This is a genomic window from Rossellomorea sp. FM04394 (assembly GCF_041889765.1).
Lineage (GTDB): Bacteria > Bacillota > Bacilli > Bacillales > Bacillaceae_B > Rossellomorea > Rossellomorea aquimaris_B.
In genome coordinates this window covers 2,802,715-2,824,492 of record NZ_CP168654.1, presented here as the reverse complement: position 1 = coordinate 2,824,492, position 21,778 = coordinate 2,802,715, and the positions used below count along the sequence as shown (strand labels likewise).

General features: G+C 42.3%; 22 protein-coding genes. 19 read left to right on the top strand and 3 right to left on the bottom strand.

The annotated features are described in order from the left end of the window. Positions 1 to 27 precede the first annotated feature (27 nt). From ACCB35_RS14330 to ACCB35_RS14290, 9 genes are all read left to right on the top strand, one after another. On the top strand, positions 28 to 1,809 hold the full coding sequence (locus ACCB35_RS14330; RefSeq protein ID WP_374054259.1) for a methylmalonyl-CoA mutase family protein: 1,782 nt from the start codon (positions 28 to 30) through the stop codon (positions 1,807 to 1,809). Then, the gene (scpA, locus tag ACCB35_RS14325; RefSeq protein WP_374054258.1) at positions 1,796 to 3,952 is read left to right on the top strand and encodes a methylmalonyl-CoA mutase; all 2,157 of its coding nucleotides are present in this window, start codon (positions 1,796 to 1,798) and stop codon (positions 3,950 to 3,952) included. The genes ACCB35_RS14330 and scpA overlap by 14 nt, the downstream gene beginning before the upstream one ends. Beyond that, positions 3,952 to 4,989: a methylmalonyl Co-A mutase-associated GTPase MeaB gene (gene meaB / locus ACCB35_RS14320; RefSeq protein ID WP_374054257.1), complete on the top strand. Its 1,038-nt coding sequence runs from the start codon at positions 3,952 to 3,954 to the stop codon at positions 4,987 to 4,989. The genes scpA and meaB overlap by 1 nt, the downstream gene beginning before the upstream one ends. A gap of 116 nt (positions 4,990 to 5,105) precedes the next feature. After that, positions 5,106 to 5,543 (top strand): BrxA/BrxB family bacilliredoxin, encoded by a 438-nt coding sequence (locus ACCB35_RS14315; protein ID WP_044340070.1) that lies wholly within the window; start codon positions 5,106 to 5,108, stop codon positions 5,541 to 5,543. Positions 5,544 to 6,106: 563 nt separating this feature from the next. Continuing rightward, entirely contained in the window at positions 6,107 to 6,889 is a 783-nt protein-coding gene (locus tag ACCB35_RS14310; protein ID WP_374054256.1) for a transporter substrate-binding domain-containing protein, read from the top strand. 69 nt (positions 6,890 to 6,958) lie between these two features. Beyond that, positions 6,959 to 7,618, top strand: a complete 660-nt coding sequence (locus ACCB35_RS14305; RefSeq protein ID WP_044340072.1) for an amino acid ABC transporter permease — start codon at positions 6,959 to 6,961, stop codon at positions 7,616 to 7,618. Then, complete coding sequence (locus ACCB35_RS14300; protein ID WP_374054255.1) at positions 7,611 to 8,327, top strand: amino acid ABC transporter ATP-binding protein; 717 nt, start codon at positions 7,611 to 7,613, stop codon at positions 8,325 to 8,327. Before ACCB35_RS14305 ends, ACCB35_RS14300 begins: the two co-directional genes overlap by 8 nt. 106 nt (positions 8,328 to 8,433) lie before the next feature. Next, entirely contained in the window at positions 8,434 to 9,420 is a 987-nt protein-coding gene (locus tag ACCB35_RS14295) for an aromatic acid exporter family protein (protein WP_044340074.1), read from the top strand. A gap of 21 nt (positions 9,421 to 9,441) precedes the next feature. Continuing rightward, complete coding sequence (locus ACCB35_RS14290) at positions 9,442 to 9,945, top strand: L,D-transpeptidase (protein ID WP_374054254.1); 504 nt, start codon at positions 9,442 to 9,444, stop codon at positions 9,943 to 9,945. Positions 9,946 to 10,028: 83 nt separating this feature from the next. Here ACCB35_RS14290 and prli42 read toward each other — a convergent pair whose 3' ends face one another. Then, positions 10,029 to 10,124: a stressosome-associated protein Prli42 gene (gene prli42, locus ACCB35_RS14285; RefSeq protein ID WP_148969555.1), complete on the bottom strand. Its 96-nt coding sequence runs from the start codon at positions 10,122 to 10,124 to the stop codon at positions 10,029 to 10,031. Between the two features lie 190 nt (positions 10,125 to 10,314). Between prli42 and mce the strand changes: the two genes are divergently transcribed. From mce to ACCB35_RS14235, 10 genes are all read left to right on the top strand, one after another. Further along, positions 10,315 to 10,728, top strand: a complete 414-nt coding sequence (mce, locus tag ACCB35_RS14280) for a methylmalonyl-CoA epimerase (protein ID WP_374054253.1) — start codon at positions 10,315 to 10,317, stop codon at positions 10,726 to 10,728. Positions 10,729 to 10,732: 4 nt separating this feature from the next. Beyond that, positions 10,733 to 12,280 carry an acyl-CoA carboxylase subunit beta gene (locus tag ACCB35_RS14275; RefSeq protein WP_374054252.1) on the top strand — a complete coding sequence of 516 codons (1,548 nt, stop codon included), beginning with the start codon at positions 10,733 to 10,735 and terminating at the stop codon, positions 12,278 to 12,280. 75 nt (positions 12,281 to 12,355) lie between these two features. Beyond that, a complete protein-coding gene (locus ACCB35_RS14270) occupies positions 12,356 to 13,480 on the top strand; it encodes a tripeptidase T (protein WP_374054251.1) in 1,125 nt (374 codons plus the stop codon). A 178-nt stretch (positions 13,481 to 13,658) separates the two neighbouring features. Beyond that, positions 13,659 to 13,943 (top strand): chemotaxis protein CheW, encoded by a 285-nt coding sequence (locus tag ACCB35_RS14265; protein WP_374054250.1) that lies wholly within the window; start codon positions 13,659 to 13,661, stop codon positions 13,941 to 13,943. Beyond that, positions 13,900 to 14,130 carry a chemotaxis protein CheW gene (locus tag ACCB35_RS14260; protein ID WP_374054249.1) on the top strand — a complete coding sequence of 77 codons (231 nt, stop codon included), beginning with the start codon at positions 13,900 to 13,902 and terminating at the stop codon, positions 14,128 to 14,130. Before ACCB35_RS14265 ends, ACCB35_RS14260 begins: the two co-directional genes overlap by 44 nt. A 21-nt stretch (positions 14,131 to 14,151) precedes the next feature. Further along, positions 14,152 to 15,405, top strand: a complete 1,254-nt coding sequence (locus ACCB35_RS14255; RefSeq protein WP_374054248.1) for a DNA polymerase IV — start codon at positions 14,152 to 14,154, stop codon at positions 15,403 to 15,405. 195 nt (positions 15,406 to 15,600) lie between these two features. Next, positions 15,601 to 17,007, top strand: a complete 1,407-nt coding sequence (gndA, locus tag ACCB35_RS14250; RefSeq protein ID WP_374054247.1) for an NADP-dependent phosphogluconate dehydrogenase — start codon at positions 15,601 to 15,603, stop codon at positions 17,005 to 17,007. 257 nt (positions 17,008 to 17,264) lie between these two features. Continuing rightward, complete coding sequence (locus tag ACCB35_RS14245; protein WP_374054246.1) at positions 17,265 to 17,825, top strand: GNAT family N-acetyltransferase; 561 nt, start codon at positions 17,265 to 17,267, stop codon at positions 17,823 to 17,825. 45 nt (positions 17,826 to 17,870) lie between these two features. Beyond that, positions 17,871 to 18,890, top strand: a complete 1,020-nt coding sequence (locus tag ACCB35_RS14240) for a serine hydrolase domain-containing protein (RefSeq protein ID WP_374057030.1) — start codon at positions 17,871 to 17,873, stop codon at positions 18,888 to 18,890. Between the two features lie 92 nt (positions 18,891 to 18,982). Then, positions 18,983 to 19,546 (top strand): ATP-binding protein, encoded by a 564-nt coding sequence (locus tag ACCB35_RS14235; protein ID WP_374054245.1) that lies wholly within the window; start codon positions 18,983 to 18,985, stop codon positions 19,544 to 19,546. Between the two features lie 61 nt (positions 19,547 to 19,607). Here ACCB35_RS14235 and ACCB35_RS14230 read toward each other — a convergent pair whose 3' ends face one another. Beyond that, positions 19,608 to 20,228 (bottom strand): cyclase family protein, encoded by a 621-nt coding sequence (locus ACCB35_RS14230; protein ID WP_374054244.1) that lies wholly within the window; start codon positions 20,226 to 20,228, stop codon positions 19,608 to 19,610. Positions 20,229 to 20,244: 16 nt separating this feature from the next. Beyond that, a complete protein-coding gene (zwf, locus tag ACCB35_RS14225) occupies positions 20,245 to 21,753 on the bottom strand; it encodes a glucose-6-phosphate dehydrogenase (protein ID WP_374054243.1) in 1,509 nt (502 codons plus the stop codon). Positions 21,754 to 21,778 lie beyond the last annotated feature (25 nt).

Below are 21,778 nucleotides of genomic sequence, written 5' to 3'. Positions count from 1 at the left end.
AATCATGCAGGTCGAAAGAGGGGTACTATGAAGCTTAGTGATATGAAAGAGCAATCATTCAGTCGACGAACACTTACAGAATGGCAGGAAGCAGCTGAAATAGCGTTAAAGGGGAAAGGGATTCGTTCCTTACATACGAAAACCTATGAAAATATTGAACTTAAACCGTTATACACGAAAGAAGATCTACCTGGAGTGGATAGGGTAAATGCTTATATCCCTAATGTTCAAGGGAAATTGGAGAGGACTCCAAAATGGTTCATCGCTCAACCGGTCAAAAGGGGCTCTTGGGAAGAACTCACTTCTGCAATGAAGGATGCATTATCCCGGGGGCAGAACTGTGTTTCATTTCAAGTAGGTGACTTAGACTTAAGAGAAGGCTTCCATCAATTTATAAAAGAAGTCGTTGAGTTTGAGACTCCTGTCTTTTCCATTGAAAAAAAGACAGCACTCTCTATTCAGCGACTGATGGAAATACCTGAACTGAGGGACATCAAAGGTGTAATGGGCTTTGATCCAATAAATGAAAATCGAGAGTTATTTGAAGATTGGTTGAAAGTTGTAAAAGACGTAGATGAGTATCTGCCTTATCTGAAGACCATAATCATTAATTCTGCCCAGTATCATAATAGTGGAGGAAGTGCCACGCAGGAATTGGCATACGGTCTGAGTGAAGGGGTAGCTTATATTGAAGCACTTCAGAGAAAAGGATGGACCATAGAAAAGATTGCTGAGAAAATGCATTTTCATTTTGCAGTAGGCAGTCATTTCTTTATGGAAATAGCCAAGATCAGAGCATTTAAGAAATTGTGGCAAGAGGTATTATCGTCTTATGGACTTTCAGAACAAGCGATCGCACATTCGGTCAGCTGCAGTGCTGAAACGTCTCAGTTGAACAAATCCACACTCGATGCGTATGTCAATATGCTTCGCGGGGGAGGAGAAGCGTTTTCTGCCATTCTTGCTGGGGTGGATTATCTTCTTGTTGCTCCATTCAATGAAGTGAGTGGGGAAGTGAACGGGTTTTCTGAGAGAATTGCCCGGAATACTCAACTGATCCTTGGGGAAGAAGCTCATTTGGATAAAGTGGTCGACCCTGGAGGCGGTTCTTATTATGTGGAATGGTTATCAGAAGAGGTAGGTAAGCGTGCATGGAAGGAATTTCAACAGGTCGATGGAGACGGAGGAATTCTTGTCTGCCTGAAAAATGGTTCCATACATGAAAAAATAAATAGAGTGAGAGCGTCTCGCATTCATGATTTAGCCACAAGAAAAAACTCTATGATCGGGACGAATATCTATTCAAACCTTGAAGAGACAGTTCAAACTCTAACATCTAATAATGTGGGTGAGCGTTTGTCACTTCCTTTTGAAAGATTAAGAGAAAGGACACATAAGCTGACAAGTAAACCGGTGGCAGGTTTAATAGGGTTAGGAAAGTTAAAAACCCACAAGCCCCGGGTTGATTTTGTAAAAGGATTTTTAGCGACGGGGGGCATTCATGCGAATCAAAGTAAAGAGTGCTTCTCTAAGGAAGATGTACTTCAATTTGTGGAAGAAACCCGTTATCCGTACTATGTGATTTGTGGAACAGAGGAAGAATATGAAGATAAACTGCCCATGCTGATTGAGTCCATTCATCATATTGATTCGACCATTGTGATTGACGCAGCAGGGAAAATATCTGATGAGCATGAGTGGGTTCGTATAGGACTGAATGGATCCATTTACAACAAGCAAAACATTCTGGAAAAAGTAAATGAGCTATTAATCATCTGGGAGGAGGGAATTGACAATGACAAAGCCTGATTGGCAAGCAATCAACCCTTATTCGAAAGAAACGAGAACGAATGATGGTTCTCTGACAGTCAGCACCTACGAGACAAATGAGAAGATCGTCATTAAATCTCTTTATTCAGAAGCGGACTCAAAGGATATATCCCATGGAGAAGACCTCCCAGGCTTGGCTCCTTATACAAGGGGACCGTACCCGACGATGTATGTGAATCGTCCTTGGACCGTAAGGCAGTATGCAGGATTTTCAACAGCAGAAGAAAGCAATGCGTTCTATAGAAGAAATTTAAGTATGGGGCAGAAAGGACTATCTGTTGCTTTTGATTTAGCAACCCATCGCGGCTATGATTCAGATCATCCGCGTGTAGTGGGGGATGTAGGGAAAGCGGGAGTAGCCATCGATTCGATTCTGGATATGAAGATTCTGTTTGATGGAATACCTCTTGACCAAATGTCTGTTTCCATGACGATGAACGGAGCGGTGCTGCCCATTCTTGCATTTTATATCGTCACGGCAGAAGAACAGGGCGTTTCGCAGGAGAAGCTGTCCGGTACGATTCAAAATGATATTTTGAAAGAGTATATGGTGCGGAATACCTATATTTATCCTCCTGAAACATCCATGAAGATCATTGCCGATATTTTTGAATATACATCCAAACATATGCCGAAGTTTAATAGCATCAGTATTTCGGGATATCACATGCAGGAAGCGGGAGCACCTGCCGATATTGAGCTGGCTTATACATTGGCGGACGGTCTTGAATATGTACGGACTGGTCTCAAGGCAGGGATCGATATCGATTCATTTGCACCGAGACTATCATTCTTCTGGGCCATCGGCATGAACTATTTCATGGAAGTAGCCAAAATGAGGGCGGCAAGAAGGATTTGGGCAAAAATGATGAAAACATTCAACCCTCAGAATCCTAAATCCATGGCGCTAAGGACTCACTCCCAAACATCCGGTTGGAGTCTAACGGAGCAGGATCCTTATAATAATGTCATTCGTACATTACTTGAGGCGCATGCGGCAGCCATGGGTCATACACAATCCCTTCATACAAATGCACTGGACGAAGCGATTGCGCTGCCGACAGACTTTTCAGCACGGATCGCCCGTAATACACAGCTGTATCTTCAAGAGGAAACCGGCATTACGAAAGTGATTGATCCATGGGCAGGCTCCCATTATGTAGAATCCTTGACGGATCAACTTATGGAGAAGGCATGGGAACATATCGAAGAAATCGAAGAGCTTGGCGGCATGACGAAGGCGATAGATACCGGATTGCCGAAGATGAGGATCGAGGAAGCGGCTGCCAGAAGACAGGCGATGATTGATTCAGGAGACGAAGCGATTATTGGCGTAAATAAATATCGCCTCGACAAGGAAGACCCGATTGAAACACTGGATATCGATAATACGGTTGTAAGACAAAAACAAGTAGAACGAATCCAAAAGCTTAAAGAAGAAAGAAATGATGAGAGAGTGATCGAAACGCTTCAAGCATTAACCCATGCAGCAGAAACAGGGGAAGGGAATCTCCTTGAGAAAGCGGTTGATGCAGCAAGAGCACGTGCCACATTAGGAGAAATATCCGATGCGATAGAGAAAGTATCGGGACGGCACAAAGCGACCATTAGAAGTATAAGCGGGGTGTACAGCTCGAATTTTTCAAATGAACAAGAAATCAATATAGTAAAAGAAATGACAGAAGAGTTTTTGGAAAACGAAGGAAGAAGACCCCGTATCCTTATTGCAAAGATGGGACAGGACGGTCATGACAGAGGTGCTAAGGTGATCAGCACGGCGTTCGCAGACCTTGGTTTTGATGTGGATATCGGACCATTGTTCCAGACGCCGGAAGAAACGGCTCTGCAAGCAGTCGAAAATGACGTGCATGTCATCGGTGTAAGTTCATTAGCCGCAGGACATAAAACACTCCTGCCTCAACTGGTAGCGGAACTAAAGAAATTAGGAAGAGAAGACATTCTCGTTGTCATTGGTGGAGTGATTCCCGCTAAAGATTATGACTTCCTATTGAATAACGGCGCCTCTGCCGTTTTTGGACCAGGGACGATCATACCCGTTGCGGCACAAAAGGTTATCAAAGAAATTTACGAAGTGCTTGGCTATGAGGAAGTGGCTGAATAATGGCAGAGCATGATTCAGTGCGAAAGAAGCGGTTTGTGAAGAAGAAAAACGATTCTGTATCGATCACCGAATTAAAGGACGGGGTCTTGAATGGAGACCGTAGCTCCTTGGCAAAGGCCATCACGCTGATTGAAAGCAATGCAGAACAACATTATGCCATGGGACAGGAACTGTTGCATGAGCTCCTGCCCTATACGGGTAAAAGTTTCCGGATCGGCATTACAGGTGTGCCGGGAGCCGGTAAAAGTACATTTATAGAAGCGTTTGGGGAGATGTTATGTGAGAAGGGCCTCCGGGTTGCCGTCCTTGCGATTGATCCCAGCTCTTCTATTTCCGGTGGCAGTATTCTGGGGGATAAAACAAGGATGGAACAATTATCGAAAAACCCCCGTGCTTTTGTAAGACCTTCCCCCACTGCAGGTACACTTGGCGGAGTACACCGGAAAACCAGTGAAACGCTTCTCTTATGCGAAGCGGCCGGATATGATCTATTGATCATTGAAACCGTTGGAGTGGGTCAAAGTGAAGTGATGGTGAGGCAAATGGTGGATTTCTTCCTCTTGCTCGTCATCACAGGAGCCGGGGATGAGCTTCAAGGAATGAAAAAGGGGATCATGGAGCTTGCCGATGCATTACTTGTCAATAAAGCGGATGGAGAAAATAAACCTCTTGCTGAGAAAACAAGAAGAGAGCTGAACCAGATCCTCCACTTCTTGACTCCCGCAACTAAAGGTTGGAGCTCAAAGGCTTATACCTGTTCTGCCTTGAAGAATGAGGGATTGAAAGAAATGTGGAATGTGATCCTACAGTTTGAGGAGCAATCAAAAGAACAGGGAGTCTTTCAAGAAAGGCGACTTCTCCAAAAGCAGGAATGGTTTCATACGATGTTGAAAGAAAGAGTCCTCTCAGACTTCTTTTTTCACCAAAACATAAAGTCCGCCCTCCCTCACATGGAAAATCGAGTGAAGGAAGGAGATTTTACGACTTCTCAGGCAGTAGAAGAATTGCTAACGTTGTATAAAGGAGCAATTCATTGAATGGTTTAGTTAATTTTAATTGAAAGATATGGTTTGAAATTGTTATGATAGGGGTATATCAAATTTCCTGTTTTATGGAGAATGATTAAGTCAGCGATTAAAAGGAGAGTTCAAGCATGGATATAGATTTCAATTTATTAATGAATGATGTTGTTCGCCAGGCCCGTCAAGAAATCGAACAAGCCGGTTATACTCAGTTAACAACAGAAGAAGAAGTAGATCAAGCTTTCGCTAAAGAAGGTACAACACTCGTGATGATCAATTCCGTTTGTGGTTGCGCCGGAGGAATCGCACGCCCTGCAGCAGCTCATTCCATTCACTACGATAAACGACCGGATCAATTAGTAACGGTTTTCGCCGGTCAAGATAAAGAAGCTACAGCGAAAGCACGCAGTTACTTCACCGGTTACCCGCCATCCTCACCGTCGTTTGCCCTATTAAAAGATGGAAAGCTACTGACGATGGTAGAAAGACACGAAATTGAAGGTCACGATCCAATGTCGGTTGTGAACAAAATTCAATCTTACTTCGATCAATATTGTGAAGAAGTGTAAATAAGATGAAAAAACCCGTCAGGTTTCTCACAGGTAGAGTGAGAAGCTTGACGGGTTTTTATGTTGGTTGGAAGTTGGGAGTTGATATATTCCGTTTTTTTACCAGAATTCGTAATTTATTATTATAATGACAAAAATGATGGGAAAGCGACGCAAAAAATTAAATAATGACCCAATTAAGGATTATGAAGAGGGGTGTGGTCCTTAAATTGCCGAGAAGCTTAATCCAATTCTAAAATCTCCATTAAAATGATCCTTCTTACCGGATCCATACTCAATTCCTCTCAATTATTAGTGAAACTTACCTCGATTGAGACAGCCAGAAATTTCGAAGATGCTCAATTCCACTATTAATGAATATAATTTGAATAATATTCATCCTTCTCTATTTACTCTAACTTATAAAAACTTAATAAAAATCACTTTAATTTTCTGAAAATATAAATATTAATCTATAATTATAAAAACTATTGCATAAAAATTAATCTCTGCTACAATACGAATATAGTAATTAATATACATTATATATTATATTTATACACACCAACTAAGGAGGAACTACAATGAAAAAGCTATTATCTCTATTATTATTACTGATCGTTTCTACTACTCTAGCTGCATGCGGAGCAGGAGAAGAGAATGCAGAGACTGCTTCAGGAGACCCTAAGAAACTGATCATGGGTACGTCTGCTGACTATAAACCATTTGAATACGTCGATACGGCAAACAGTGATGAATTTATCGGATACGACATTGACTTGGCTCATTTGCTGGCAGATGAACTTGGATATGAAATCGAGATCAAAGATATGGAGTTCAGCGGATTAATATCAGCTCTTAAAACAGGCCAGGTGGACTTTGTGCTTTCAGCTATGACCCCTACGCCGGAACGACAAAAGAACGTTGACTTCAGTGATGTCTACTACACCGCAAAAGATATGATCATCTCAACTAAAGAGAGCGGAATTCAAAGCGAAAAAGACCTTGATGGAAAAACGGTTGGGGTTCAGTTAGGTTCCATCCAACAGGATGCTGCAGAAGAACTTTCCACATCCATCCAATTAAAAGTCGAGACGCGTGACCGTATACCTGAGCTGATACAGGATCTCCAAAATGGACGTTTTGATGCCATTATCATAGAAAATACAGTTGCAAACGGTTATTTGGATAAAAATGATGAACTTCAAGGAAATACGATGGACGTGAATGAAGAAGATGCCGGATCTGCTGTTGCTTTTCCGAAGGACAGTGAACTTACAAGTGAATTCAATGATGCGTTGAAGAAGCTTGAAGAAAATGGAGAATTGGATAAACTGGCTGAAAAGTGGTTTGACGGAGAACAGTAGATTGATAGAAGGGCTAACCCATCATCGGTTAGCCCTTCCTATTTAATAGTATGATTGGAGGAGAATACAGTGCCACTTGATTTTCAACAATTGATTCCTTCAATTCCTTTTATCTTAGAAGGATTGAAGGTCACTCTTAAAATTGTCGGGTTAGCGGGAATACTTGGATTTGCGTTCGGTATTCTGCTTGCTCTTTGTAAAATAAGTTCCATCAAGCCTTTAACGTTACTTGCAGACATTTATACATCGGTTTTCCGGGGGACTCCTTTAGTTCTCCAGTTAATGATCATCTTTTATGGTTCGCCACAGCTTTTTGGAACCCAGATCGAACCGTATACAGCAGCCATCCTTTCTTTTTCCCTTAATTCAGCTGCCTATATTTCCGAAATCATTCGAGCGGGAATCAATGCAGTGGATAAAGGTCAAAAGGAAGCGGCCATGGCCCTTGGGGTTCCTTATCGGCTGATGATGAAAGACGTGATTCTGCCTCAGGCCATTAAAAATATCCTGCCGGCCTTAATGAATGAATTTATCACCCTTACGAAGGAATCCGCCATCGTCACAGTTATCGGGGCAGCCGATGTCATGAGACGTTCGTATATGGTGGGAAGTGATTTGTATTCCTTTTTCGAACCACTCCTATTTGCCGGACTGATTTATTATGTGCTTGTCATGGTTCTGACCTTATTAGGGAAAGCGCTGGAAGGGAGACTACGTGGAAATGATTAAAGCAGAAAAGATTACAAAGTCGTTTGGAAAGCTTCAAGTATTAAAAGGTATCGATTTTTCCGTGGAAAAAGGGGAGGTTGTCGCATTGATCGGTCCTTCCGGTTCCGGGAAATCCACTCTTCTCCGCTGCCTGAATTATTTAGAGGAACCAACTTCAGGATCGATATACTTTGAAGAAGCTGTTGTGAATGGAAAAAATATAAGCAAAGTGAGACAAGATATAGGCATGGTATTTCAGCATTTTCATCTTTTTCCTCATATGACAGCGTTGGAAAACGTGATCTACGCTCCAGTGAAAGTGAAGGGGCTGAACAAAACAGAGGCTAAAAAATTAGGGACGGACCTCCTGACAAAAGTTGGTTTGAAAGAAAAAAGTGTTGAATATCCAAACCGTCTATCAGGAGGTCAAAAGCAGCGTGTGGCCATTGCAAGGGCACTTGCCATGGAACCAAAAGTGATGTTGTTTGACGAACCGACGTCTGCACTGGATCCTGAAATGGTCAAAGAGGTGCTGGAGGTCATGAAATCACTCGCTCATTCAGGGATGACGATGATCATTGTCACCCATGAAATGGGTTTTGCAAGGGAAGTAGCAGACAGAGTCTTATTCATGGACGATGGAAAGATCGTCGAAGAAGGAGAGCCTCTTCTGTTTTTCTCGAACCCGCAAAGCGACCGGGGAAAAGAATTCCTAGAAAAAATACTATGAACGATGGAAGGATTAGCGAACAGTTTCGTTAATCCTCCTTTTTATGTTCAAGGGGAATTATGGTATTCTATAGAAGTTAAAAAAGAAAGAGTTAGGAGAAAAATGAATGTTTCGAATCGGGTACCGAACACTTAAGACTGGGATCGGAACAGCCGTTGCGATCAGTATTGCACAGTGGTTCCAGCTGGATAACTTTGTATCTGCCGGAATATTGACGATTCTGTGCATTCAAAACACGAAGAAGAAATCGGTGAATGCATCATGGAGCCGTTTTCTGGCCTGTGTGATTGCCATGATGATTTCTGCTGCGTTCTTTGAATTCATTGCCTATCACCCTGCCGTCATCGGCTTGCTATTACTTGTGTTCATTCCGATTACGGTTGCCCTGAGTATCAAAGAAGGAATTGTCACCAGTTCCGTTATCATTTTACATATTTATTCCGCGGGTAACGTGACCTTGGGGCTTTTCGAGAATGAATTAGGCATCATTGTCATCGGGATAGGGATTGCTCTTATCATGAACCTTTATATGCCGAGTGTAGATAAAAAGATGATCGAATATCAAGAAAAGATTGAAGCCAATTTCTATAAGATCTTTTGTGAAATGATCAACTACCTTCGAACAAATGATAGCCATTGGGATGGTAAAGAAATCACTGAAACGGAACAATTACTTAAAGAAGCGAAGACCCTTGCATTCAAGGATGTTGAAAATCACTTTTTACGACATGAGAACTTATATTATCTGTATTTTAAAATGAGGGAAAAACAGTTCGAAATCCTACAGCGTATTTTACCGATTGCTACATCGATCTCTTTGACAGTGGAACAGGGACATCGGATTGCAGAATTTCTGGATGAGCTTAGTGATCACATACATCCGGGAAACACTGCCTTGTTTTATCTGAAGAAATTGTACGATATGAAAGTGGAATTTGAGCAAATGGATTTACCGAAGACTAGGGAAGAGTTCGAAACCCGTGCGGCCCTTTATCAGTTCGTCCAGGAGATGGAACAGTATCTTCTACTAAAAAGCTCGTTTAAAGGAATAAAGAAGGATGAAAATGATCAAAGAGAAGTACACTACACCTAAAACACGAAAAAAGGTGATAGGATGCGTATACTTCTCGCCATTATCTTGTTCGCTTCTCCCATCTGGCCACTTGGAAGGAATCCGTTGCCCGGGGATCCGTTTATTATCGTGAACAAGGAAAGCAATCAATTAGCCTATATCGACGAAGGGAAGATCCAGAACACATTCCCGGTAGCAACAGGGAAAACGACGACCCTCACCCCGGAAGGACTATTTAATGTAACAGTCAAAGCCAAGAACCCTTATTACCGTAAGAAGAATATTCCGGGTGGAGACCCGCGGAATCCATTGGGTTCGAGATGGATCGGCTTTGACGCCAAGGGGACAGACGGAAGGATTTATGGAATCCATGGTACGAATCAACCTTCAAGCATAGGCAAATATATCTCAAATGGATGCATTCGAATGCACAACAAACATGTTGAATATCTGTTTGATCAGGTGCCTGTCGGAACAAAGGTGCTAGTCGTCAAAACGAACAAAAGCTTCTATCAGTTAGGTAAAGAGCAAGGTGCGATAAAATAAAAGGATCTGCTTTCGACTAGCGAAAGCAGATCCTTTGTTTTCTAAAAGGGCATGTCCCTTAAATGATACGGTTCAATATTCTTTTATAATAAGAAAGTCAGTCCTGCCATGATCGTCGATGCAATCATCGCAAACAGCATGACAAATACAATTATTTTTTGTAATTTTTTATTACCCATTGTATCTCTCCATTCTTCATATCACCTTAAAGAGGTGAATTTCAACTCTATTTTATCGTGAATGGTGAGAGAAAACAACCGTTGGCATAAAAGAAAACGCTTTAATTATTCGCCGGTTTAGGAGGAAATTCGACAACATTCATCGAATACTATACGGGTGGAGTGTGTAAACAACAGGGGGATGATAGGGATGAAAAAGGTAGATCATATCGGAATAGCAGTATCATCAATAGACAATGCTCTCGCGTTTTATGAAGATACTCTTGGGCTCTCACTGGTCAAGGTTGAAGAGGTGGGAAATCAAGGTGTGAAAGTAGCATTTATTGATGGTGGGAATATTAAGCTTGAGTTACTTGAACCGTTACATAATGAAAGTCCGATTGCAAAGTTCATTGAGAAAAAAGGAGAAGGCATTCACCATATTGCTTTTGGTGTTGAAGGAATTGAAGAACGGATCAAGGAACTGCAAGCCAAAGGAGTCCGGATGATCAACGAAACGCCAAAACCCGGGGCTGGAGGGGCTGCGGTTGCCTTCATGCATCCAAGGTCAGCGCACGGTGTACTATATGAACTATGTGATAAATCAAACATCAAAGGGGAGTAACATAATGGATATCTATGAAAAGATTAATGAATTGTATGATCGCAGAAGAGAAGTGGAATTAGGCGGCGGAGATAAAAAAATAGATAAGCAGCATGAAAAAGGAAAACTGACTGCGAGAGAACGAATCGATATTTTAGTGGATCCGGGCAGCTTTGTCGAATTGAATCCATTCATTGAGCATCGCTGTTCAGACTTCGGACTGGACGGGGTTCAGGGCCCTGGAGATGGAGTCGTTACAGGTTACGGGAAAGTAAACGGAAATCCTATCTACTTATTTTCTCAGGATTTCACCGTATTTGGCGGGGCATTGGGGGAAATGCATGCGAAGAAAATCTCACATGTCATGGATCTGGCAGTCAAAAATGGAGCGCCATTTATTGGACTAAACGATTCTGGTGGTGCAAGAATTCAAGAAGGAGTCGTATCTTTAGATGGATACGGACATATCTTCTATCGAAACTCCATTTATTCGGGAGTGATTCCACAAATCTCCGTCATCATGGGACCTTGTGCAGGAGGAGCGGTTTATTCACCTGCCATCACGGATTTTGTGTTTATGGTGGACGATACAAGTCAAATGTTCATCACGGGGCCTAAAGTAATTGAAACCGTCACCGGTGAGAAAATCAGTTCTGAAGATTTAGGTGGAGCAAAGGTTCATAACTCCATTAGCGGGAATGCTCATTTCAGAGGGAAAACCGAAGAAGAGGTTCTCCTGGAAGTTAGGAAATTATTAGCTTATTTACCTCAGAATAATGAAGAAAAGCCTCCTCGCCTAGAGGTGAATGAAGAAGATGATTACCGTGGCAATTTAACAGATATTATTCCTTTTGATGCGATTCGCCCATATGACGTCCGCACCGTGATTAATGAAATTGTGGATCAAGATAGCTTTATGGAGGTTCAAAAAGAATTCGCAAAAAATATTGTCGTAGGACTTGCCCGAATTAAAGGAGAGGTAGTGGGACTTGTCTGTAATCAGCCAAAATTCATGGCAGGAGGACTGGACATCGATTCCTCTGACAAAGCAGCACGTTTTATCCGTTTCTGTGATTCCTTTAATATACCTTTAATCACCTTTGAAGATGTAACAGGTTTCTTCCCTGGTATCAAGCAGGAGCATGGCGGAATCATTCGTCATGGTGCAAAGATCCTTTATGCCTATTCAGAAGCTACGGTCCCGAAAATGACAGTGATATTAAGGAAAGCGTATGGAGGGGCGTATGTTGCTCTCAACAGTAAATCCATCGGAGCTGACCTGGTGTTTGCCTGGCCGAATGCAGAGATTGCCGTCATGGGTCCACAGGGAGCTGCGAATATTATTTTCGCGAGGGAAATTGCAGGCAGTGAGAATCCGGAACAGCTCCGGGAGCAGAAAATTGAAGAGTACCGTGAGAAATTCGCCAATCCATATGTGGCTGCGTCCCGTGGAATGGTGGATGACGTCATAGATCCTCGTGAAACCCGAATCAAATTGATTCAAGGATTGGAAATGATGAGAAACAAACGGGAAGATCGACCAAAGAAAAAGCATGGGAATATTCCATTGTAGAAGTGGTACGATTTGTTGAACAAGGCTATTCACGCTATACTATAGAAGTGAATACATATTGTGGAGGTCTACTAAATGATTAATCAAGAACGTTTACTAAATGAATTTATGGAATTGGTTCAAATCGATTCTGAAACGAAGGAAGAAGCTGAAATTGCAAAAGTTTTAAAACAAAAATTCTCTGATCTTGGAGTAGACGTATTTGAAGATGATACGATGGGTCAAACCGGTCATGGTGCCGGTAACCTTATCTGTACTCTTAAAGGAAATAAAGAAGGCGTAGATACCATCTACTTCACTTCTCATATGGATACAGTTGTTCCTGCAAAAGGGGTTAAGCCAACCCTTAAAGAAGATGGCTATATTTACTCTGATGGCACAACCATTCTGGGAGCAGATGATAAAGCAGGTCTTGCAACAATGCTTGAATCTGTTCGAGTATTAAAAGAGAACAATATTTCTCACGGTGATATCCAGTTCATCATCACAGTAGGGGAAGAATCAGGACTAGTCGGAGCGAAAGCCCTGGATTCATCCCTGGTAAAAGCGAAATACGGTTTTGCCCTTGATAGCGATGGGAAAGTAGGGAATATCATTGTGGCTGCCCCTACACAAGCAAAAGTAAAAGCTACGATTTACGGAAAAACAGCACATGCCGGTGTGGCTCCTGAAAAAGGTGTTTCTGCCATCACGATTGCGGCTAAAGCGATATCCAAAATGCCACTCGGCCGCATCGACGAAGAAACAACAGCAAACATCGGACGCTTCGAGGGTGGAAAAGCAACGAATATCGTATGCGAACAAGCGGATGTTCTTGCAGAAGCACGTTCACTCGTGCCTGAAAAAATGGAAGCTCAAGTAGAAAAGATGAAATCTGCATTTGAATCCGTAGCAGAAGAAATGGGTGGAAAAGCGGAAGTTGAAGTACAGGTGATGTATCCAGGCTTCAAGTTCAAAGACGGTGACGAAGTAGTAGAAGTGGCGAAACGTGCCGCGAAGAAAATCGGTCGTCCAAGCGAGCTTCTGACAAGCGGTGGCGGAAGCGATGCAAACGTAATCGCAGGATTTGGAGTACCGACAGTCAACCTGGCTGTAGGCTACGAAGAAATCCACACGAAGAGCGAGAGAATGCCTGTTGAAGAACTGAACAAGCTCTCTGAAATGGTTGTAGCGATCATTCAAGAGGTAGCGGGGGAATAGAAAAGCGCAGGCGGCTTGCTTGTCGCCTCTAATTGCACTCATACAATACAATGTCCACAAACGAAGGATCATCCGTCGTTCGTGGACATTTTCTTCTCTCAAAATCATCACCTAACCTTTCTAAATTATGGTACATTAGAAGAATAAAGATGAGAAGTTTAAGAGGGGACGTCATACCATGCCGAAAGTAGTTGTAGTTCATGCTGGAAAAGAAGAATATGCTCTACCGATTGAGAATGTAGTATCGATTGAAAGAGTGGAAGAAGTGAGGCCCATCCCTCATCTGCCTTCATTTGTCCTGGGACTTGTAAAGGTCAGGGGAGAGCTGATCCCTGTCCTTGATTTAGCAAATATCCTTTATAACACGAATGCAGGTGCAGAAAAAAGGAATGTTTCTTCTCGTCGTTCACACAGAAACGATGCAGATCGGTCTGGTCGTAAAAGAAGCGAAAGAGATTCTTGAAGTACCGAATGACTCTTTTACAAATGTAGGTTTACTTTCTTATTCAAAAACAAACTATTTCTCAGGGATCATCAATCTTGAAGATTCTCTCATCACCCAGATCGACCCCGATGTTTTAGTAGAGAGTTTAGAAGGTATTAGAGAGTTAAAGAATTACGTGAACGAGCAAATAACACATCAAAATTAGACAAAGAAAGCCGCGATTTAAATGAACTCACATTATCCAAAAAACGGACGAGTGATCCTTCATGTTGATATGAATAGCTTTTATGCCTCTGTTGAAATGGCTTTCGACCCAACACTGAGGGGCAAACCATTGGCTATTGCCGGGAATCCCCAAGAGAGACGAGGCATCATCGTGACATGCAGCTACGAAGCGAGAAGCTTCGGAGTGAAGACGACAATGCCTCTTTGGGAAGCCAAAAAACTGTGCCCCGACCTCATTATCATGACGCCTAACTTTGACCGTTACCGCGCAGCCTCAAAAGGAATATTTGATATCCTCAGACAATATTCTGAATTAGTGGAGCCTGTCTCTATTGATGAGGGGTATCTGGATATCACCGACTCCTTTGAAAAAGGCACTCCGTTAGAAATTGCGTCAGACATTCAATCCCAAATTAAAAGTCAACTCGATCTTCCCTGCAGTATCGGTGTGGCTCCTAACAAATTCCTTGCTAAAACCGCATCAGACATGAAAAAACCTATGGGAATCACCGTATTAAGAAAGCGTGATATTCCCGGAAAGCTTTGGCCCCTTCCTGTCATCGAGATGCATGGAATTGGAGAGAAAACCGCCCAGAAACTCAATACAATCGGAATCCAAACCTGTAATGATCTCGCTCACGCCAATGATATTCAACTGAAATCACTCCTCGGGATCAATGGCTTACGACTCAAGGAGCGTGCAAATGGTATTGATCGCCGAAGTGTAGACCCTGATTCAATTTATGATTATAAAAGTGTCGGTAACTCTACCACGTTACCAAAGGATACGACGAATCAACATGAGCTTTTAACGGTTATAGAGAAGCTATGCGCGAAAGTGTCCTCACGCCTGCAGCAGAAAGATGTTCTGGGGATGACGATCCAGCTCATGATCAGGGATAAATTCAGAAAAACCATTACGAGAAGCAAGAAGCTGGAAAATCCGATATATAAAAAAGAAGATTTATTTCATTATGCTAAAGACTTATTGTTGAAGCACTGGGATGGAGATCCCGTAAGACTTTTGGGTGTCACCGCCCAGGATATCGTGGAAAAGAGTGAAGCAACTGAACAACTGGACCTATTCTCTTATAAAAAGGTGGCAGAAAAGGAACCGCTTTATAATGTTTTATCACAACTCCAGGAAAAGTTCGGGAAAGATTCCATCTCTCAAGGAATTAAAGGGAAGAACAAGAAGAAAACCTTTGATTCAAAACAGGACACAAGCTTCAACAAAGATTTTTTGAGGGAATGACCCGGAAAGATCGAGGACACCTTAAGGTAGATGGTGAACACTTCAAACGGATTATTTGCATCACCACACTATTCTTGTTAGATTGAAATAGAGTGCGACAAACAGCTTTTGAAAAACTAATCAGCTGGAGTTTTCCTTCATATGTTGATAGTTTAAAAAAGAAAAAACCAGTATTCATGAAAGGATGTTAATGACATGTCTCAAGAAATTGGTGTTATCGGTCTAGCCGTAATGGGTAAAAACTTAGCTTGGAATATTGAGAGCAGAGGGTATTCTGTTTCTGTATATAATCGTTCCCGTGAAAAAACGGATGAAATGATTAGTGAATCTAAAGGAAAGAATGTCGTTCCTACATATACGATTGAAGAATTCGTTAATTCTCTAGAAAAACCTAGAAAGATCCTCTTGATGGTGAAAGCAGGAAATCCAACTGATGCAACCATTGAACAATTAAAGCCGTTCCTGGAAAAAGGGGACATTCTGATTGACGGAGGAAATACGTTCTTCGAAGATACGCGCCGCCGCAATCACGAATTAAGCGAATTAGGCATCCACTTTATCGGAACGGGTGTCTCCGGTGGAGAAGAAGGTGCTCTTACTGGTCCTTCCATCATGCCTGGCGGACAGAAGGAAGCGTACGACCTAGTCGCTCCTATCTTAAAAGACATCGCTGCGAAAGTCGATGGCGACCCTTGTACGACGTATATCGGTCCTGATGGCGCCGGGCACTATGTGAAAATGGTGCACAACGGCATCGAGTACGGAGATATGCAGCTGATTGCAGAATCCTACTTCCTGATGAAAAATGTCCTGGGCTTAAGTGCCGAGGAACTTCATGAGGTATTTGCCGACTGGAATAAAGGCGAGCTTGATAGTTATCTCATCGAAATCACAGCAGATATCTTCACAAAGAAGGACGAGGAAACAGGAAAACCCATGGTCGATGTCATCCTGGATAAGGCAGGGCAAAAGGGTACAGGAAAATGGACAAGCCAGAGTTCATTAGACCTCGGTGTTTCCTTACCGATCATAACTGAGTCTGTCTTTGCCCGTTTCATCTCAGCCATTAAAGATGAACGTGTGAAAGCAAGCAAAATGCTGAAAGGACCTGACACGAAACCATTCCAAGGCGATAAAAAAGCGTTGGTTGAATCAATCCGTAAAGCTCTTTACATGAGCAAGATTTGTTCGTATGCTCAAGGATTCGCACAAATGCGCTCTGCATCTGATGAGTACAAATGGGATCTTCAATACGGGGATATCGCAATGATCTTCCGCGGAGGATGCATCATTCGTGCTCAATTCCTGCAAAAGATCAAAGAAGCTTACGACCGTGAATCTAATCTTTCAAACCTTCTATTAGATCCTTATTTCAAAGAGATCGTAGAAAGTTACCAATATGCACTTCGCGAAGTCATCAGCGTAGCCGTCCAAAATGGTGTACCGGTACCCGGCTTCTCTGCCGCACTGTCTTACTACGATAGCTACCGTACAGAAACCCTGCCTGCAAACCTGATCCAGGCTCAGCGTGATTACTTCGGTGCCCATACGTATGAGCGCGTGGACAAAGAAGGTACTTTCCATACTGAGTGGATGAAATAATCAGTTGAGTATAACCCCTTTCCTATTAGGAGAGGGGTTTTTATTTTTTGAAAGATATATAAAACATTCTATCGGATATGATACCATAATATTACATAAGAAAAGCAGGCATTCATGTGGGTGAAATCAAAAGGGAACTACTTAACACATAATGAATGAAAGAGATATATTTGAAATTCAACGATATATTACAGAACATGAGGGGGAATAGAGTTCTGGACCCTTTCATTTTTCAGGTTATCAAGGAGTGATTTTCAGTGCCTACCATTGAAATAAGAAGACCACGAATAGAAGACCAGGAAGAACTGAATCAATTTTTTTCTACAGTCATAAAGCATACCTTTGCCATAGAAGGTCTAGCGGAGCTGTTTGATGACATCGAAAGTGAAATAGAGAGCAAGAAACAATACTTAAAAAATGACTTGGACACTAATGGGACGAACCGATGCTTTCTAATCGCTTCAGAAAAGAACGATGACATCATCGGCACCATTGAATACGGTCCTGCCAGTGAACTGATTCGCACCTGTACTGACGGGGCATTGAATGAGATATATGAAGTCGGAACGGTGTTTGTGCATCCCGATCATCAAGGGCGTGGTGTAGGGACATTACTATTAAACGTCATGTTCCTTACTTTTCTAAACAAAGGAATCCAGGAATTCTGTCTGGATAGTGGATATGGCGTTGCCCAAAAGATATGGATGAAAAAATTTGGGCAGCCTGATTATTGGCTGAAGGATTATTGGGGTAACGGGTCTGATCATATGATATGGAAGAAATCGATGAAAGATGTTTCCATCAACTTCAGGTCGTGAGTTTGCTGGAGCCGGAACATATTTAATAGAACGATGGGGGATATGATGAAACCACAAATGATCAACATACAAAAGCGCATGAAAGAGTATGGAGTAACGGGATTAAGCATGGCAGTCATTGAGAGTGGCAGCATCAGCGGCACAGAATGCTTCGGTTTACTCGAAGCAGGAACGGATAAACGGGTGGAAAGTGATTCGATTTTCAGTGCTTGTTCAATCAGTAAATTTCTAACCGCCATATTGGTGATGACCTTGACGGAACAAGGCATTCTGGATTTAGATGAAGACATAAATAAAATGCTAACAACATGGAAGGTTCCTCTACATAAATATAATGGAGATGTTACCCTAAGACAATTACTTAGTCACCAATCGGGGGTTGTCGATCCTGAAGGCAGCTTCAATGAATTCAATTCAAAGTTCGGAACGCCGACGATGGTTGACCTGTTAGAAGGGAAATCCCCTTATTGTAAGGTTCCTATTGAATTGAAATATGGCCCTAAAAGGGACTTTCACTATTCTGATGCAGGCTTCTGTATCATACAACTGTTGATAGAAGATGTTACTGGGAACCCTTTTTCAGAAGTCATGAGGGAACGTCTTTTTCAGCCATTACATATGAAAAATAGTACATTTAGTCCTCCATTTCAAAATGTCTCTTGCGGTCATACGAGTGGCGGAAAAGTAGTGAAAGGTAAATATCCAATCTATCCGTATCCTGCTGCTTCCGGACTGTGGACAACCCCAACTGATCTAGCCCTTGTAGTGGTTGAACTTATTCATGCGTTAAAAGGGAAAAGCAAACTCAAAATTTCGTCCAGTAAAGCAGCTGAAATGATCAATCCACAAGGTGGTAAGGAATGGACCGGACTAGGGGTCTTCCTGGATAAAAACGACAAGGGAATCGAAATATCATCACTTGGCTGGGGCGTTGGTTTTCAATGCATGATGGTGGCATATCCACAATTGGATAGTGGTTTGGTCATCATGACCAATACAGACTTGGGTGTTCATCAATTAAAAGGGGTCATTGGGGACGTCTATAAGGCTTTTTTAAATGATTGACGAAAGCAGAAAAACTTTCAAAGCACAAAGAAAATATTAAGAAACTATACATCTGGAAATTGAGTTTTTTAATAAGAATTGGAGGTCCATTCATGTCAAGGCTTGTAATCATGACAGTCGGTAAAACTCATAGCGGAAAATCAACCTTTGCCAGGAGCTTGGAAGAACAATTGCAGAATTCCGTTGTGATCGACCAGGATAACCATGCAGAATTCATCAACACCTTTTATAGGTACCTGCTTCCAATGGAAGGCCCTAATACGCTCAAGTATGCCGTCAGTCGAACCATTGTCGACTACGCCATGAATGAGACTTCATTGCATCTCATTCTCTGTAATTCGAATCTGAGCCGCAGTGGACGGTTGAAGCTGCTGGAGCGTTTCAATCAGAAGGGATTAACCACGATCCTCGTCCATTTGGATATCCCCGAGCGGGTTCTTCAAGCCAGAGTGGCGAACAGTGAGCGTAGTACAGGCATCTTCAGGAGCGCCACTACTTTTGAAGAAGTGCTAAAACGTCAACAGACTGATGGTTACTTCAAAGATGTAGCCGCACCTGGTGAAGGAGAAGCTGATTATTTATATGTCATCAGACATTCCGATGACTTGGAAATTGTCATTAGGAAGATATTAAACGTTTCTCATAGTAGAAGATAGGTGCATTTTTAACAAATCAAAAAAACGACTCCCTAGTAAACTAGAGAGTCGTTTTCGAATATCACCCGATCAATTCATCAAACAACAACACACGTGCAGGTGATGCGTCGGTGTTTTCAATCTTTAGTGGAGCGGCAACCATGAAGTATTGTCCGGCTTCAATGTCTTTCAGTTGAAGTCCCTCCATGATGATGACGCCGCTTCCCATTAAGCTGCGGTGAGTAGGGTGTCCTTCCTGGGCTCTTTCGATACCAAGTGCATCGATTCCAACCCCTGAGATTTTTTTGTCTGCAAGGTACGCCGCTGCATCTTCTGCTACATAGATGAATTCAAAGTTGAATTCGGTATCCCATGAATTTTTTGTTTTAAAGAGGATGAAATCATTCTCTTCAATTTCTAATCCTTCGATATCTTTGAGGCTGATTTTCTCATCTGCTTTTGTTAGGTCGAATACTTTAACGGGACGAACGAGCTGCTCGATATCGATCGTTTCGATTGTTTCACCGTCGTTGATCATGTGAAGGGGAGCATCTACATGTGTTCCTGTATGAACATCCATTGAGATGCGGGACTCTGTTACATGACCATTCGTTTTTGTATCGATCGTAGGTTGTTTTTCCGGTTTGTTCTTATAAACCGGCATTCCGTTAAAGATTGGGGCTGTTACATCATAAATTTTCATTATTTCCACACCTTCCTTAGCATTGGTCCACGTCTAGATTCGCAATCGGCCACCAGTAGAAGCCGTCTTTAGCCAGCAGGTTGTCGGCTGCTTTCGGACCCATTGATCCTGCTTCGTAGTTCGGGAATTCTCCGTCACGTGTATGTTCCCATACTTCAGAAATCTTATCGACGAATGCCCAGGATAACTTCACTTCATCCCAATGAGTGAAGTTGGTTGCATCCCCGCGCAGGCAATCGAATAGAAGCTTTTCATATGCTTCCGGCGTGTTCATCCCGTCTACACTGGTGTTGGCAAAGTTTAGTTTCACTGGAGTCGTTTCAATGTTTTGTCCGGATTTTTTCACGTTTAAGTGAAGGGTGATCCCTTCTTCAGGCTGAATATGAATGACTAATAAGTTTGGTGCAAGTGGTTTGTCCGGGTTGTAATACAGGTTCATAGGAATATCTTTGAACTGGATGACGATCTTCGTTGACTTTGTTTCCATTCTTTTTCCTGTGCGGATATAGAATGGAACACCCGCCCAACGGAAGTTATCAATCATCAGTTTCCCGGCAACATATGTTTCAGTATTCGAGTGATCATCCACGTTTTCTGCTTCGCGATAACCTGGGAGATCCTGGTTGCCGGATGTTCCAGGGCCATATTGACCTCGAACGAAATAATCTTTCACTTCTTCATGTTCAAACGGACGCAGGGATCGTAACACACGGACCTTTTCACTGCGGATTTCGTCTGTCGTCAATTTGATTGGGGGCTCCATGGCTAGTAGGGCGACCATTTGAAGCAGATGGTTTTGAACCATATCCCGGAGAGCTCCACTTTTTTCATAATAGCGTCCACGATCTTCAACACCCAGCTCCTCAGAGGAAGTGACTTGGATGTTTGAGATATATCGATTATTCCATAGGGGTTCAAACATCGCATTGGCGAAACGGATGACTTCGATGTTTTGCACCATTTCTTTCCCAAGATAGTGGTCGATACGGTAAATTTGATCCTCAGAGAACGATTCCCTGATCTGGCTGTTCAGTTTTTCGGCTGAAGGCAGGTCGTGACCGAATGGTTTTTCAATGACAAGTCGTTGGAAACCATTTGTATCGGTTACACCTTGATCCTTCAGCTGTTCTGTAATGGTTCCGAAGAATTCAGGTGCCATCGCTAAGTAGAAAATGCGATTCCCTTCTAATTCATACGTTTCATCCAGGTCATCAGAAAGATTCTTCAACGCTTTATACGAGTCGCTGTTTGAAACATCATTCGGTTGATAGTAGAAATGAGACACAAACTCATCTATGTTTTCGTTGCTGCCTAACGCTTTATGTACTGATGTTTTTACATGTTCCTGAAACTCTTCATTTGACCATTCACGTCGAGCGACCCCTACAACGGCAAAACGCTTTGAGATTTTCCCTTTACGGAACAAATGATAAAGAGATGGATATAGCTTTCTTTTTGCTAAATCACCTGTCGCTCCAAAAATCGTAATGAGAGATGATGGTGTACTTGAATTATTCAATGTCATGACCTCACTTTATCTTGATGCTATT